The following is a 13,994-nucleotide window of genomic DNA, read 5'->3' as shown; positions in this document are numbered from 1 at the left end:
TACTTGTTCGAGTACATGGGAGCCCTTGAGTTCCCTGTTATTGCCAAGCCGTATCAATACAATAAACTTAATATACCTATCGTAGACACTTACATCCATCCCCTGTTGTTGGTCTTCTGCTATCACTCGGGGGATACTTACTTTTTATAAGAGTTTGCATTAAGCTAGAGTTGAGAGGGAAGGTTTTCTACAGAGCCGAAAAATCCAAAAATATTTTTTTATAGTTTATTGCTCACTTAAATTGATTTATTCTTGAATAAATTCATTCCGAGGGCAGTACAGAACTCTTGTGAGTTACGAAATCTTGTGATGTAGGAAAATCGCCTTTCAATTCTTTTCAGTGTTTTACTTTGAGGACGCGATTCTCTTGCACTCCTTTAAAAACGAAATATTATTAAACATTGGGAGGTTAATGTCGAACATGAGAAAAACTGAAAAAATCATTTTGGGAATTCTCATATTTTCTTTTGCCATCGGCATTTTTCTTTACCCTCAAATGCCAGAGAGAATGGCTTCCCATTGGAATGCTCAAGGTCAGGTAGATGACTATATGTCAAAATTCTGGGGATTATTCTTATTGCCTTTCACTTCGGTTGGGCTATTCCTGCTTTTTGTCTTAATACCCACGATAGATCCACTGAAAGTAAATATCGAGAAATTCAGAGATTATTATGATGGATTTATGGCATTTATGATAATATTTTTGTTTTATATTTATCTTCTAACCGTCTTTTGGAATGTTGGCATTAGATTTAATATGACCCGACTTTTAGCACCAGCTTTGGGGATACTCTTTTATTACTGTGGAGTTTTGATAAAGAACGCAAAAAGAAACTGGTTTATCGGAATAAGAACTCCTTGGACCTTGAGCAGTGAAAAGGTATGGGATAAAACTCATCAAATTGGCGGAAAGTTGTTTAAGATTGCTGGAATAATTGTCCTTTGCGGTGCCTTCTTCCCGAAGTATGTATTATTTTTGGTTTTTGTGCCAGTGATTTCGGTTTCGATTTATATGATCGTTTATTCTTACTTCGAATATCAGAAGGAGATAAAATAATTGCGTGCTTGGAGAATTCTCCGCTTACGAGCCGAAAATAACTTAGGCACAACAAGCTATATTAAGGTTAGATCGCTTTCAACTTCGCATAATTCGATATCTTAGTCGATATCTTAGTTATAATGCTAATCAGGCTAATCAGCAATACAAAGAAAAAAGCCATAATTCTAAAAATTAAGAAGTGAAAAATATATGAAACATCCAGAATATTATGAAAATTACCCCCATAGAGTAATAATCATTTCAAATTTTTTTTCGATCGCAATTTATTTGATGGGCGCATTTATAATTTATCAATTAGGATCTATTTGGTTAGTCATTTATTTGCTGTATGTTCTATGGACAGAAATACGAATCTTGAGAAGAAGTTGTGTTAATTGCTATTATTACGGAAAATATTGTGCTTTTGGCAAAGGGAAATTAAGTTATTTATTATTTAAGAAAGGGGATTCTAAGAGGTTTATTCAATATGAAATCACTTGGAAAGATGTAATTCCGGATTTTATGGTCTCTATAATCCCGATATTAGTAGGTATTGTAATTTTAATAATAGATTTTAACTGGTTTTTATTAATAATGATAATAATCTTGGCTCTACTTACATTTGTCGGGAATGCACTAATTCGATGCTCATTAGCATGCAAATACTGCAAACAAAGGAAGATTGGTTGCCCAGCAGAACAATTATTTAATAAAACCAAAAAATAAATTTTCTGTTTGTTCCTCTACTATCCTATCATAATCAGGTGAGAATATTTTTGAAATTACTGAAAGCACAGCAAATCTTATCTATTTATGAGATAAATCAGGATAATATATTAAAAAGGGAGGTAAAGAAATGGAATTTAGTTGGATGGTCTTTCTTGCAGTATTTGCTGGCGTGCTGGCAAGAACAGGCGTTCCATATCTTGTAAAATTGAAAAGCAATCCCGATCTGAAATGGGAGAACAAATACTTGCTTCCTGCTTTGTCTGGTTTTGCATTGTCCCTCATTACGACGCTACTTATCTTGCCGGCAATGGACCCAAAAATTGGATTTGTCCCCATCTTTGGTATGGCATATTGTCTACAAGACCTGTCCAGAGAAGCACAGAAATTTCTTGGATTCGAGTGAATAAAAAAATGAGTTTAATCGGAGCTAGACTTAATACTGGACCCATTAATTTCTTCAAATAGAAGATGAGCTAAAAAAGAAAATATTTAATAGATAGAAAAATTGTTATTTTATTGGCTATCTATAACAACAACTATCTATTTATATATAGTAACTACTATATATGACTATAAAATCTGCAACTATTAAATCTGCAAAATCTCTTTGGAACTCTTTTCCTTTAATTTTGGGAACTATTTTACTTGTAAGCTTAATTTCTACCATAATCCCGAAATCATTTTATTCTAATATATTTAGTAAGAATATTGTTCTAGATTCTATTATCGGAAGTTTGATAGGAAGTATATCGGCAGGAAACCCAATAACAAGTTATATTTTTGGAGGAGAATTATTAAAGCAAGGAATTAGCTTAGTTGCTGTTACTGCTTTTTTAGTTGCCTGGGTTACGGTAGGAGTCGTTCAACTTCCTGCAGAATCGGCAATCTTAGGAAAAAGGTTCGCATTTCTTAGGAATTTCACCTCGTTTATACTTGCGATTCTTGTCGCAATAATGACTGTATTAACTTTAGGAGTCTTGGCATGGATATAAAAAATAGACATAAACTAAAACAAATTTCCGTTTCTTGGTATTTTTTAATAATTGTAATCTTAGCTTATGCACTCGTATTTAATTTCAAAAAAAGTTTATTTTTTTCCAGTTTAAATTTCTTTTCTAATATAATCTTAAAAATTATTCCTATTTTTGTTTTTGTTTTTGCCTTAATGACACTTACAAATTATCTTATCACTCCCAAATTCATAATGAAATATTTGGGAAATCAAGGGATTACAAAATGGCTTTTTGTAATTATTGGAGGTATTTTATCTTCCGGACCAATTTATATATGGTATCCCCTCATGGCAGATTTAAAGAATAAAGGTTTTAGTTATGGATTAATTGCTTGTTTTTTGTATAACCGAGCCATTAAAATTCAATTATTGCCTATTGCTATTTTTTATTTTGGTATAAGATATATTTTAGTTTTGACATTTGTTATGGTTTTTGTGTCTGTTTTCCAGGGAATATTATTGGATAAATTATTGGAGGTTAAAAAAATGAAAACTGCTGTAGATTCAGAAGAAAAAATATTGAAATAGACTTTCTTCGTAAAATCAAAGATTTCACTCTGACCACGCCTTCTTAGTTTACCAAATCAAACCTTGCTGTTTGCATCTGTTAAATTGACAAAAAGTCTTACATGCTCCTATACATAATAATCAGTAATTTTTTTATGCTTTCCCAGTATTGCATGTACCTTTTTAAGCTCTTCAGGTATGTTGATTCCTTGTGGACACTTTTCCAAGCATTTACCACATTGAACGCACATGACAGCACTCCCATTCGACTCATCCCCTTTTAGTTGTTCTTTAGACCTGGCCAGTTTTCCATAGCCTCTTCTCAAAAGCCACCGACGAATGCGTCTATCCTCAACGGAAACGTTATTCAATATTGCAAAATTCTGGGGAATATTGACGCCAGAGGGGCAGGGCATGCAATACCCACATGCCGTACATGGAACGAGAATCCTCTTACGATAGACTTCTATGAGCTTGTTTATGACCTCCAAATCATCCTCGTTTAGCTTGCCTATTCCTGAACGGTTTGCACTAGCACAGTTTTCGTCAACCATTTTTTGGGAACCCATGCCACTAAGAACGACCGAGACTTCGGGACGATTCCAGACGAATTGAAGTGCCCAATCGACCGGTGATCGTTGATTCCTGGCTGCTGCCATGATCTCGCGAGCTTCTGTTGGTGGATTGGCCAATCTTCCGCCTTTCACAGGCTCCATGATCACCACTGCAATCCCTTTATCATGGGCATACCGTAAACCATCGGTAGTTGCCTGGATGCCCGTATCCATGTAATTGTATTGGATTTGAACAACATCCCAGTTGTAATAATCCACTACCTCTTTGAAAACTGGAAGTGTATCATGGAATGAGAATCCAATATATCTTATTTTTCCTCTTTCTTTTGCCTCTATCATTTTGTCCATCAATTGCAAGTCTTTCAGCTTTTCAAATTGACCTTTGGTCATGCGGTGGAAAAGATAAATGTCCAGATAATCGGTTTGAAGCTTTTCTAACTGCCGTTCCAGATAACTATCGAAATCTTCTGATTCTCTCACAAAAAACATTGGCAACTTGGTAGCCAAGTGAACCTTTTCACGATACCCATCTTGAAGGGCTTGGCCGACGATTCTTTCGCCCGCTCCAAAGTGATACGGCCATGCGGTATCTATATAGTTAATTCCTTGGTCAATCCCGCTTCGAATTATTTTGATGGATGTGCCTGCATCTACCTGTAGGGGCATGAATCTTTTCGTTGGCAAACGCATGCAGCCAAATCCGAGGGCTGAAACTTCCCAGTCAAGGGAACCCATTTTACGATATTGCATTTTATGACCCCCCTATCTACTCATAGTAAAAGAGATCAGTGTCTGGATTTTTTAGTTGTATTGCGTCTACAAGACAACCTTCACACCATTCTTATTTGTTGGAATATATATAAATGAATCGTCTGTATTTCTTTCACTTAACGAAAGCACATATGCGACGTTTGACCAAAAAAGAAATATCCAGAAATGTAAGGTTGTAAGCCAGTTTTGCATATGCAGTATTATATGCAGTATTAGATGATACTATATAATGTTGCTAACATTTTGCTCCTTTATCATTTTTTATGATGGTTTCGTCTGGAATACCACCATTTTTAAAGTGCTTATCCACCCAGCCAGAAACAACATCGTCTCTGCTATCAAAATACTTGACATAGGGTTTTATATCAAGAACAGGTGTTCCGTCTAAAACATCCACCTCTGTAAAATGCATTTTGTTCCCCCTTATGCTTTTGATTTTTACAATAGAAAAACCTATATGATTGGGGCGATGTGGGCTTCTTATTGCAAATATCCCATGTTTATTTCTCTCAAGAAATGGCTCTACTTCAATTTCCTCTTTATGGGACTTATGGAAATACCATATTATTATGGCATGACTAAATTGATCCAAGTCTTTTAATCCATCTACATATTTTTCTTTTAGCTCAATCCAAGCCTCTATTTTGTCGTTAAAAATACCCTGTATGGGCATATCTTTAATTTCTTTATAAGGCGAGTGGATTATTCCGATCGGATGCATTATGATTTGATTCATGATTTCACCTATTGACTAACTATAACCAGCCCCAAATTACCGAAGCAACCTTAACGCCGGTAACTATGAACATCTCATTTAATTATATCATAAATGTCTCTAATCAGGCTTTAATGTTCATCTCTTTTCTAACAAGTGTTGCATCAACATCTGTCATTTTTTATCACAATTATATAGAGTGGTTAGAGAATCCTATAAGAGATTGCTTGGACTGCTTTCAGAGCCACTGAGAGCCCAGCAAATCTTATAAGTTATGGATGGGTGGAGAGTTTAGGTGGGGCGGAGGTACAATTCACTTCCAAAGGATATTTAAGACCGTTGCAAAAACGATACCTACAATAATTGCCACTGCTATTGTTTCCAACACTCCTAAGTCTGTCACTCCTCCGATTGCTCCTGCAAATGCACCGACAAAAGCTCCTATGACAGCACTCTTTTTATCAAATTTCATAATTTTATAATGATTTCTTCTGGTATGTATAACATATCATATTACCATTTTGAAAGTGCTTATCTAACCAAGACACAACATCGTCTCTGCTACCGCATTTTTAACATGACCCCCAAGAGGGCAATGTTTAGGTGGAATATATTTAAGAGAGTTTAGGGCGATATAGGATAATGTGATTTATCAAAAATCAAAAATGAAAAAGATAGTTGCTATTATATTTTTGTTGAATTTGGTTACATGCATTTTTTCAGGATGTGTGAAATTAGGACCGACACTCACATCAACACCCACACCTGATTCAGATGGGGATGGATGAAACGATGAACAAGAGAAACTTGCAGGAACTGACCCATATAAAAAAGATACAGATGGAGATGGTTACTGGGATACACAGGATCCAAATCCTTTAGATGCCAATATACCTGTATCCAAAAGTACAGCTACTCTAACACCACAACCAGCCCCCACTCCGACGCCAACGTCCCCGCCAACTCCGACACCTACGCCAACACCAGTGCTAACAACCCCAATCTATGCATTATTCACTTATAGCGATTATGGAGACTGGGGTCACAACAACGCTTTATCCCGATGGAGATGTAATCGTCGTTGACAGTAAGAATCCTGACGAACCATATACATATAGTTGGAAATGGTATCGGCAAGATGTGCTATACCACAAAGATGTGTACCACATACTAGAAAACGATGAACCTATTGTGCAGCTTAGTTTGTATTCAGATAATACGTGTCTTGTGGAAGAGATGCAACTGATTTCTAAAGGTGGAGTTTTGGCTATTGCTGGTACTTGGAGTTACTCTCCGATTCCCACGCCCCCTCCAATTACTACTTAGCATCAATGATCCCAATATTCGCTTTTGATTATTTCATCTGACATCAAATTTATCTGGTTATGGGTAAAATGACTACGAAACATAAACAAAAATAGGTGACAAAATGGACAGAGCGCTCTATGTAGGTCGTTTCCAGCCCTATCATCTGGGACATCATGAGGTCATCAAAAAGATCGCAAAGGAAGTGGACGAACTCATCGTTGGCATCGGAAGCGTTCAAAAAAGCCACACCATTTCAGACCCTTTTACAGGTGGTGAAAGGGTTATGATGGTTTCACGCTCGCTTGCGGAACTTGACATCATCTATTATGTCATCCCGATAGCAGATGTGGATAGGCATGCAATTTGGGTATCGCATATACAATCGTTAACACCTCCGTTTAGCATCGTGTACTCCAATAACCCACTTGTCATCGGCTTATTCAGCGAAACAAAAATCGAAACAAGAAGATCGCCCCTATTCAAAAGAAGCATCTATTCTGGTACTGAGATCCGTCGTCGTATGCTCAACGATGAGAGATGGGAGGATTTAGTTCCCAAAGCCGTCGTTGAGGTTATCGAGGAGATTGACGGTGTGCATAGACTTAAGAGTCTCTCACTGACCGACTCTCCAGACTCAGCAGCCTCTTTTTAATCTCTATGTCTCTTGAATAGCCACCTATGTTGCCCTTACCAACAACTCTGTGGCATGGGATGACTATGGGGACATGGTTCTTGCTCAACACGTTTCCAACTGCGCGTGCAGCTCTAGGGTTTCCAACACGCTTGGCCAGCTCAGCATAGGTGATCCTATTACCATAGGGAACTTTTCTGGTCTCCTTCAGCACCGCTTGTTCAAAGGGCGTAAAGCCTTCCAGACATACATCGTATTTCAGAAAATCCACTGGCTTGCCGCTGAAATATCGCGTCAGATCGCCCGTGATCGGCAGCTTTTTTATCTCTCCAAATCGTCTAAACTCGATAGATTCGATGCTATTTTCTGAAGCCTCTATCCAAACATAGCAGTCCAGGGGTTTTGAGAATGTGATGCCGGTTTGCTTTTTCGCCATGGTTAGTAACATATCCTTAGAGATGCTTATAGGATATGCGCTTATGAAGATCGCATTCGAACTCTCGGGAGAACATGCAACGCTGCCAAGAGCGGAGGTCATTGCTTGCCTGGAGTCCTTGAACATCGATTTTAGAGAGGTCGCGTTCATGGATCAATTGCTCATAGTCGATGTCCAAGATGTTCCACCAATTGCGAAGCATCTTGCCATGACCCACCATATCCTAGAGGTGATTTTCATTTGTCCCGCAAACATCAAGTCCATCCTGAGATTAGTCAGCAATGCTGACCTTAGTATCGAAGACAGAACTTTCTGTATTAGGGCAAAACACATTAGGGGTGCCGATTTAAGCTCTACAGCTCTGGAAAAAGAGACAGGAGCGATCGTTCACAAAAAGGGATATCGCGTGGATCTGGATAACCCAGACGTCATGTTTCATCTAGTGCTTACTGAAGATCAATGTGTGTTCGGGCGACTGATAGAGTCAGTAGATAGGGGTCAATATGAACTTAGAAAACCTAAGCAGAGACCGTTTTTCCATCCCGGCGTTTTACTGCCAAGATTGGCACATGCGTTGGTTAACATCTCATCCGTGAGCGATGGGATATTGCTAGATCCATTCTGTGGAACTGGCGGCATCCTCATAGAGGCTGCATTGACTGGCGCCCAATGCGTTGGCATGGATGTTCAACAAAAAATGGTGTTAGGTACGAGCCTAAACCTAAAGTATTATGATATAGGGGGTCTGCTAATAATTGGAGACGCATGTGCAACTCCCTTAAGGAGTGAAAAAGTGGATGCAGTCGTTACGGATCTTCCGTATGGCAGGTCTGCTTTGATTCAAGCCAGATCGTTGGAGCACCTGTATCGTTGTTCGTTGAGTGAAATATACAGGGTATTGAAAAAGAATAAAAAGGCAGTAATAGTATCACAAATGCCTTTGGACAAACTTGCTGAGGAGGTCGGCTTCATCGTTAAAGAGAGTTACCAGGAGCGCGTCCATAGGAGCTTAACTCGCCAGATAATCGTATTACAAAAACAAAAGTAAAGTGAGGTATGAAGATGGAAAAAGAAAGGGCGATAATCACGGTAAATGGTGTTGATCATCCAGGTATCATCGCAACCATCACCAATGTCCTTGCAGATATGGACATAAACATCGAGGACCTGAGCCAGACGGTCTTGCAGGACCTTTTCACCATGATCATGATTGTGGACCTCAGAGGGGCAGATGTTATAGAGTTGCAAGATAAGCTAAGCAAAACTGGGGTCAAGCAAGGTGTTCGAATTACGGTGCAGCACGAAAACATATTCAAATACATGCATAGGGTGTGAGCCTGTCATGTTATTCAGCACAGAAGAAATTCTTGAAACGATCAGAATGATCGCAGTCGAACATCTCGATATACGCACGGTCACGCTTGGGATTAATCTCCAAGGATGCGCAAGCGATGATGCCGATGTTGTCAGCCAGCGCATACATGATAAAATTGTCACTACATCAGAGAGACTTGTTCAGGAGGCAGATTCCGTAGAATCCAAGTATGGCCTCCCCATAGTGAACAAGAGGGTTGCAGTCACTCCGATAGCAACGTTGCTTGATGCCCTTGTAGCGGGCATGTCTGAAGAGGAGACTGCTTGCGCAGGAGTAAAAATCGCAAAATCCATGGACTCGGCAGCAAAGTTCGTGGGCATTGACTTCATTGGAGGATATTCTGCCTTGGTTCACAAGGGCTTTACCAGAGGTTCTACGGCTTTAATCAACTCGATTCCCAAGGCTTTGACTGAGACGGAGACCGTTTGTTCCTCTGTAAATGTGGCTTCAACCAAAAGCGGCATCAACATGGATGCGGTCATCGAGATGGGAAAGGTCATTAAGATTGCCTCTAAGAAACCGATAAACTGTGCAAAGCTGGTGACCTTTGCGAATGCACCTCCGGATAATCCCTTTATGGCCGGGGCATTTCACGGCTCTGGTGAGCCCGAGGCAGTAATAAACGTGGGTATATCAGGTCCTGGTGTGATACGTGCAGTAGTTGATCAGGTCGAGAATGTGGATTTGGGCACTCTTGCAGAGAATATCAAGCGAACCTCATTTAAGATCGCACGTGTCGGCGAGTTGGTGGGAAGGGAAATGGCTGCTCGCCTTGGAGTGAAGTTTGGCATCATCGATTTATCGCTTGCACCTGCCCCGATCAGGGGCGATTCCGTCGCCAATATACTGGAGGCGATGGGCTTGGAAAGATGTGGCACTCACGGAAGCACTGCAGCCTTGGCACTGCTAACCGATGCAGTAAAGAAAGGTGGTGCGATGGCCTCTTCGTATGTGGGAGGTTTGAGCGGTGCATTTATTCCCGTAAGTGAAGATGCTGGAATGGCAGAAGCGGTCGAAAAAGGTGCGATCAACCTTGAAAAGCTGGAAGCGATGACATCGGTCTGCTCGGTGGGTTTGGACATGGTGGTAGTGCCAAAAGATACTACGGCGGAAACGATATCTGCCATAATAGCGGATGAATGTGCCATAGGTGTTGTCAATAACAAGACTACGGGCGTGCGGATTATTCCAGCTGGTAAGGAGGGTGACTATGTGGAGTTTGGCGGTTTGCTCGGAAGGTCTCCAGTGTTATCCATTGGAAAGTTCTGCTCTGCAAATTTTGTGCGCAGGGGGGGCAGGATACCAGCACCAATACAAAGCTTAACCGGCTAGAGTGATACAAATGTTAAAAGTAACCTTTCTGGGCACCGGTGGAACGCTTCCGACGACAAACCGAAACCCCTCTGCGATCATCATAAACAGAAAAGGCGAGCTCATGCTCTTCGACTGTGGGGAGGGGACTCAGCAACAGATGATGAGGGCCAAGACAGGTATGAAAAACCTTACATCCATTTTTATTACACATTACCACGCAGACCATATTCTTGGCATCCCAGGCTTGATCCAAACGATGTCCTTTCAAGGAAGAACAGAGCCATTGCACCTCTACGGTCCGCGTTGGATTCACGAGTTTATCCAGATAATGCTCGCGCTAGGTTATTACAAACTGAGCTTTGAAGTCAAGGGATACGAACTTCGACCCGGAGATGTTGTTGAGAGAGCCGAATATACGATCAAAGCGATAAAAACAGATCACGGCATCCCGAGCATTGGTTATGTGCTGGAAGAGAAGGAGAGATTAGGTAGGTTTAACAGGGAGAAAGCCATCGAGTTAGGCGTTCCACCCGGACCGTTGTTCTCAAAGCTACATTCCGGAGAGACGATCTTCGTTGGAGGAAAGGAAATCAAATCCTCTCAAGTGGTAGGTCCTGCACGCAGGGGAAGAAAAGTAGTCTATACCGGAGATACCCGCCCCGTCGATACGATAGTTGAGGCAGCAAGAAATGCAGATTTGCTTATCCATGATGGCACCTTAACCCATGATATACTGGACTGGGCGATTGAGGCAAAACACTCAACAGCTAAGGAGGCGGCAGAGACAGCATCAAAAGCCTGCGTAGCAGAGCTCATTCTAACGCATATTAGCTCACGCTATTCTGAGGATCCAAGTCCCATACTGACAGAGGCACGATCGATCTTTAAAAACTCGCATATTGCCCAGGAACTCATGGAAATCGTGATACCTTATCCGGATTAGTGCATATATCGGGTCTGTTTTACGATGATAAAATGAAATGGATCCAGTTGCAGCATCATCCAGCTAACAAGTTGTCACTTTTCATGATTATTATATAATATAACTGAACAGGAATAAGCACCGATGAAAAGAGGGTCATGATATAGAAGGGAGACCCTTCACACTTACGTTACGATAAGATATGAACGGGCGAGAAAGGTCTAGGATGGCTTGTGCACGTAACGTATTATCCTTTACAAGACCATTGTATCTTTAGATAGGGAGGCAACATTGATGGCCGCTGATACAAGTTTAAGATGCTGGATGATGCTATCTTAATGAAAAAGCTCACAGAAATGCATAAAGCCAATGATTATCACAAGAGATGAGCATTTGGAGTGGTTAAATGGCATTCAATTCATCGCATAAGTACAGGCTGATAGCCTTTGATATGGATGGTACGCTGGTCAAAGAAAAAAATTCCTGGGGGACCCTTCACCAATATTTTGGCACCAAGGATAAAGCACAAAATAATAAGGAAGAATACGTTGGTGGAGGGATAAGCTATGCAGAATTTATGCTAAAGGATGCAGCTCTCTGGCTTCCCTTTAAGCCTACCAAGGGGCAGATGGAGCAAGCTCTCTCCAGCTATACGCTGATGCCTCATTCAGAGCAGGTCATAAAAAAGCTCAAGGAAGAGGACATTGAAACCGTAATAGTCACTGGCGGACTTGATATATTGGCGAGAAAAGTAGCAACTAGATTGGGTATTGAGAATGTGCTGGCAAATAGCTTTGTTTTTGACGATGACGGGTATCTAACAGAAAAAGAGATTTGCAACGTTGATGTCATGAGAAAAGATACGGCACTAGGGCGTTTTGTGCAAGAGCTAAACATCCCCCTTTCAAAATGCATAGCTGTGGGTGATAGCAACTATGACGCTGAGTTTTTGAAGTGTGCAGGCTTGGGAATCGCCTTCGATCCCGATCCAGTGCTGTCAAAATCTGCATCTGTGGTGATATACGACCTCAGGGAAATCTTACGATATATCTGATTTAAGGCGGGGGGCATACTTTATTATTTAATTTAATATATTTAAACTAAAGATTTGAAGTATCAAAAATACATATTCAGTAAATCTTGAGTATTAGGCTATAGTTTTTTTGAAAAGTTTTTAAATAATTAATTACAATAGCTAGATGATACAATAGCTAGATGACCATTACACTGGCTACGATTTAATATGTTGATTTAATATGCTCCTAAAACCGTGAGAATCAAGAAATAGGAAAAAAAGGATATGGGTTGGTGACAACATAATAAACTCAAAGGGGGTGAACTTAAAAAGCAGTTTATTAAAGCGTTGGAAAAGAAAGATCGATAATAGGTGTATTTAACATATGCACGGTAAAGGCGGATTTTTATGGACCTAGATGAGAGAAATCGGGTAGGACAGAGAATTTCTGGAAGAACGCTCATTGTAAATGTTGTTCTATCTTCAGTCAAGATTTTGGCAGGAGTTATCGGGCAAAGCAGTGCAATGGTGGCAGATGGTTTTCATACACTTTCTGATGTGATGAGTACGATAGCTGTCATGATCGGTTTAAAAATTTCTTCAAAACCACAAGATGAAACACACCCCTATGGTCATGAAAAGCTAGAATCTGTCACAGCAAAGGTTCTTGCCGTTATATTGTTTGCTACTGCAATTTTTATTGGATATGGTGCGATAGAAAAGATCATCCTAAGAAATCTCTCAACACCGGGCCTTATTGCAATATATGCAGCAATTCTTTCTATTTTTGTTAAGGAATGGATGTATCGCTATACCATAAAGGGTGCAAGAAGGATTGAAAGTTCGGCAATGCTTGCTGATGCCTGGCATCATCGGAGTGATGCTCTATCATCGATAGGTGCACTTATCGGCATATTCGGGGCCAGATTGGGTATTCTTATTTTAGATCCTCTTGCTTCATTGATTATAGGTGTATTCATAGCAAAGGTTGCCGTTGATATTTATTTGCGGTCTATAAAAGAAGTGGTGGACCATGCAGCCGATAAAGAAGTTATTGATAAAATTAGGAATGAAATCCTAAATGTTGAGGGCGTACTGGGAATTGATGATCTAAAATCAAGAATCCATGTAAATAGATTATATGTAGATGTTGAAATCAGGGTTAAGAATGACATAAAAGTTGATGAGGCCCATGAAATTGCTGAGGAAGTCCATTTAAAAGTTGAGGATGATCCTAAAGTAAAACATTGCATGGTGCATGTGAATCCATCTAAATAAGCTACAATCTTTTTGAGTGGTGTCTTAGTGATAAATTTGTTAAAGATACAGTACTTCCGAAAATAAAATCCCACCAAACAAGTCGATGATAGAGTGGAGTGGTAAGAATCTTTTTTAAGGATCTGCTAGGTAGTTAAGTTAAATCTCTCTAGACCAATTAAAACAAAAACTTAAAAAGAAAAGTACTTAACATTAGAAAGTGATTGAAAAATTAGAAAGTGGAGCCCAATATGCAAAATCGAAAAATCGGCCTTGTAGAAAACCTCTATCCGAATGAACATAAATGCTCTCCTGACTGCTCTATCGATATCGTATTGTATATCACCAGCTTGATCTCCTTGACCAGATTCCTATGCTTTCTGGCTTT

At 39.9% G+C, this 13,994-nt stretch carries 18 protein-coding genes; 14 read left to right on the top strand and 4 right to left on the bottom strand.

What is annotated here, in order from left to right; all coding sequences use genetic code 11:
- Nucleotides 1–421: 421 nt before the first annotated feature.
- From PHI74_07720 to PHI74_07700, 5 genes are all read left to right on the top strand, one after another.
- On the top strand, nt 422–1,057 hold the full coding sequence (locus PHI74_07720; protein MDD5485898.1) for an SdpI family protein: 636 nt from the start codon (nt 422–424) through the stop codon (nt 1,055–1,057).
- A 192-nt stretch (nt 1,058–1,249) separates the two neighbouring features.
- A complete protein-coding gene (locus PHI74_07715) occupies nt 1,250–1,765 on the top strand; it encodes a hypothetical protein (protein MDD5485897.1) in 516 nt (171 codons plus the stop codon).
- 130 nt (nt 1,766–1,895) lie between these two features.
- On the top strand, nt 1,896–2,171 hold the full coding sequence (locus PHI74_07710) for a hypothetical protein (protein ID MDD5485896.1): 276 nt from the start codon (nt 1,896–1,898) through the stop codon (nt 2,169–2,171).
- Between the two features lie 163 nt (nt 2,172–2,334).
- Nucleotides 2,335–2,760, top strand: a complete 426-nt coding sequence (locus PHI74_07705; GenBank protein MDD5485895.1) for a permease — start codon at nt 2,335–2,337, stop codon at nt 2,758–2,760.
- Nucleotides 2,751–3,308 (top strand): hypothetical protein, encoded by a 558-nt coding sequence (locus PHI74_07700; protein ID MDD5485894.1) that lies wholly within the window; start codon nt 2,751–2,753, stop codon nt 3,306–3,308. The genes PHI74_07705 and PHI74_07700 overlap by 10 nt, the downstream gene beginning before the upstream one ends.
- Before the next feature lie 107 nt (nt 3,309–3,415).
- Here the strand turns inward: PHI74_07700 and PHI74_07695 are convergent, their stop codons facing one another.
- The 3 genes from PHI74_07695 to PHI74_07685 form a co-directional block, all read right to left on the bottom strand.
- Complete coding sequence (locus PHI74_07695; GenBank protein ID MDD5485893.1) at nt 3,416–4,612, bottom strand: aldo/keto reductase; 1,197 nt, start codon at nt 4,610–4,612, stop codon at nt 3,416–3,418.
- 256 nt (nt 4,613–4,868) lie between these two features.
- On the bottom strand, nt 4,869–5,369 hold the full coding sequence (gene tsaA / locus PHI74_07690; protein ID MDD5485892.1) for a tRNA (N6-threonylcarbamoyladenosine(37)-N6)-methyltransferase TrmO: 501 nt from the start codon (nt 5,367–5,369) through the stop codon (nt 4,869–4,871).
- 292 nt (nt 5,370–5,661) lie between these two features.
- Nucleotides 5,662–5,820 carry a hypothetical protein gene (locus PHI74_07685; GenBank protein MDD5485891.1) on the bottom strand — a complete coding sequence of 53 codons (159 nt, stop codon included), beginning with the start codon at nt 5,818–5,820 and terminating at the stop codon, nt 5,662–5,664.
- Nucleotides 5,821–6,013: 193 nt separating this feature from the next.
- On the opposite strand from PHI74_07685, the gene PHI74_07680 reads away from it, so the two are divergent.
- The 3 genes from PHI74_07680 (at nt 6,014) to PHI74_07670 (ending at nt 7,308) form a co-directional block, all read left to right on the top strand.
- Nucleotides 6,014–6,136, top strand: a complete 123-nt coding sequence (locus PHI74_07680) for a hypothetical protein (protein ID MDD5485890.1) — start codon at nt 6,014–6,016, stop codon at nt 6,134–6,136.
- A gap of 241 nt (nt 6,137–6,377) precedes the next feature.
- Nucleotides 6,378–6,674 carry a hypothetical protein gene (locus tag PHI74_07675; protein MDD5485889.1) on the top strand — a complete coding sequence of 99 codons (297 nt, stop codon included), beginning with the start codon at nt 6,378–6,380 and terminating at the stop codon, nt 6,672–6,674.
- Nucleotides 6,675–6,777: 103 nt separating this feature from the next.
- Nucleotides 6,778–7,308: a nicotinamide-nucleotide adenylyltransferase gene (locus PHI74_07670; GenBank protein MDD5485888.1), complete on the top strand. Its 531-nt coding sequence runs from the start codon at nt 6,778–6,780 to the stop codon at nt 7,306–7,308.
- Here PHI74_07670 and PHI74_07665 read toward each other — a convergent pair.
- Entirely contained in the window at nt 7,259–7,723 is a 465-nt protein-coding gene (locus PHI74_07665) for a methylated-DNA--[protein]-cysteine S-methyltransferase (GenBank protein MDD5485887.1), read from the bottom strand. The two genes, PHI74_07670 and PHI74_07665, sit on opposite strands and share 50 nt — an antisense overlap.
- Between PHI74_07665 and PHI74_07660 the strand changes: the two genes are divergently transcribed.
- The 6 genes from PHI74_07660 to PHI74_07635 all read left to right on the top strand — a co-directional run bounded on the left by PHI74_07660 (nt 7,701) and on the right by PHI74_07635 (nt 13,627).
- Nucleotides 7,701–8,771 carry a THUMP domain-containing protein gene (locus PHI74_07660; GenBank protein MDD5485886.1) on the top strand — a complete coding sequence of 357 codons (1,071 nt, stop codon included), beginning with the start codon at nt 7,701–7,703 and terminating at the stop codon, nt 8,769–8,771. The genes PHI74_07665 and PHI74_07660 overlap by 23 nt on opposite strands.
- A gap of 14 nt (nt 8,772–8,785) precedes the next feature.
- Nucleotides 8,786–9,058 carry an ACT domain-containing protein gene (locus PHI74_07655; protein ID MDD5485885.1) on the top strand — a complete coding sequence of 91 codons (273 nt, stop codon included), beginning with the start codon at nt 8,786–8,788 and terminating at the stop codon, nt 9,056–9,058.
- A 7-nt stretch (nt 9,059–9,065) separates the two neighbouring features.
- Entirely contained in the window at nt 9,066–10,430 is a 1,365-nt protein-coding gene (locus tag PHI74_07650; GenBank protein ID MDD5485884.1) for a PFL family protein, read from the top strand.
- A gap of 10 nt (nt 10,431–10,440) precedes the next feature.
- Complete coding sequence (locus tag PHI74_07645) at nt 10,441–11,355, top strand: ribonuclease Z (protein MDD5485883.1); 915 nt, start codon at nt 10,441–10,443, stop codon at nt 11,353–11,355.
- A gap of 385 nt (nt 11,356–11,740) precedes the next feature.
- Nucleotides 11,741–12,388, top strand: coding sequence for an HAD-IB family phosphatase (locus PHI74_07640; GenBank protein MDD5485882.1), 648 nt, complete (start codon nt 11,741–11,743; stop codon nt 12,386–12,388).
- A gap of 369 nt (nt 12,389–12,757) precedes the next feature.
- On the top strand, nt 12,758–13,627 hold the full coding sequence (locus PHI74_07635; protein MDD5485881.1) for a cation diffusion facilitator family transporter: 870 nt from the start codon (nt 12,758–12,760) through the stop codon (nt 13,625–13,627).
- The last annotated feature ends 367 nt before the right edge of the window (nt 13,628–13,994 follow it).

The organism is Methanocellales archaeon, assembly GCA_028715985.1.
Classification (GTDB): domain Archaea; phylum Halobacteriota; class UBA148; order UBA148; family UBA148; genus UBA148.
This window is presented reverse-complemented; position numbering and strand designations above follow the sequence as displayed.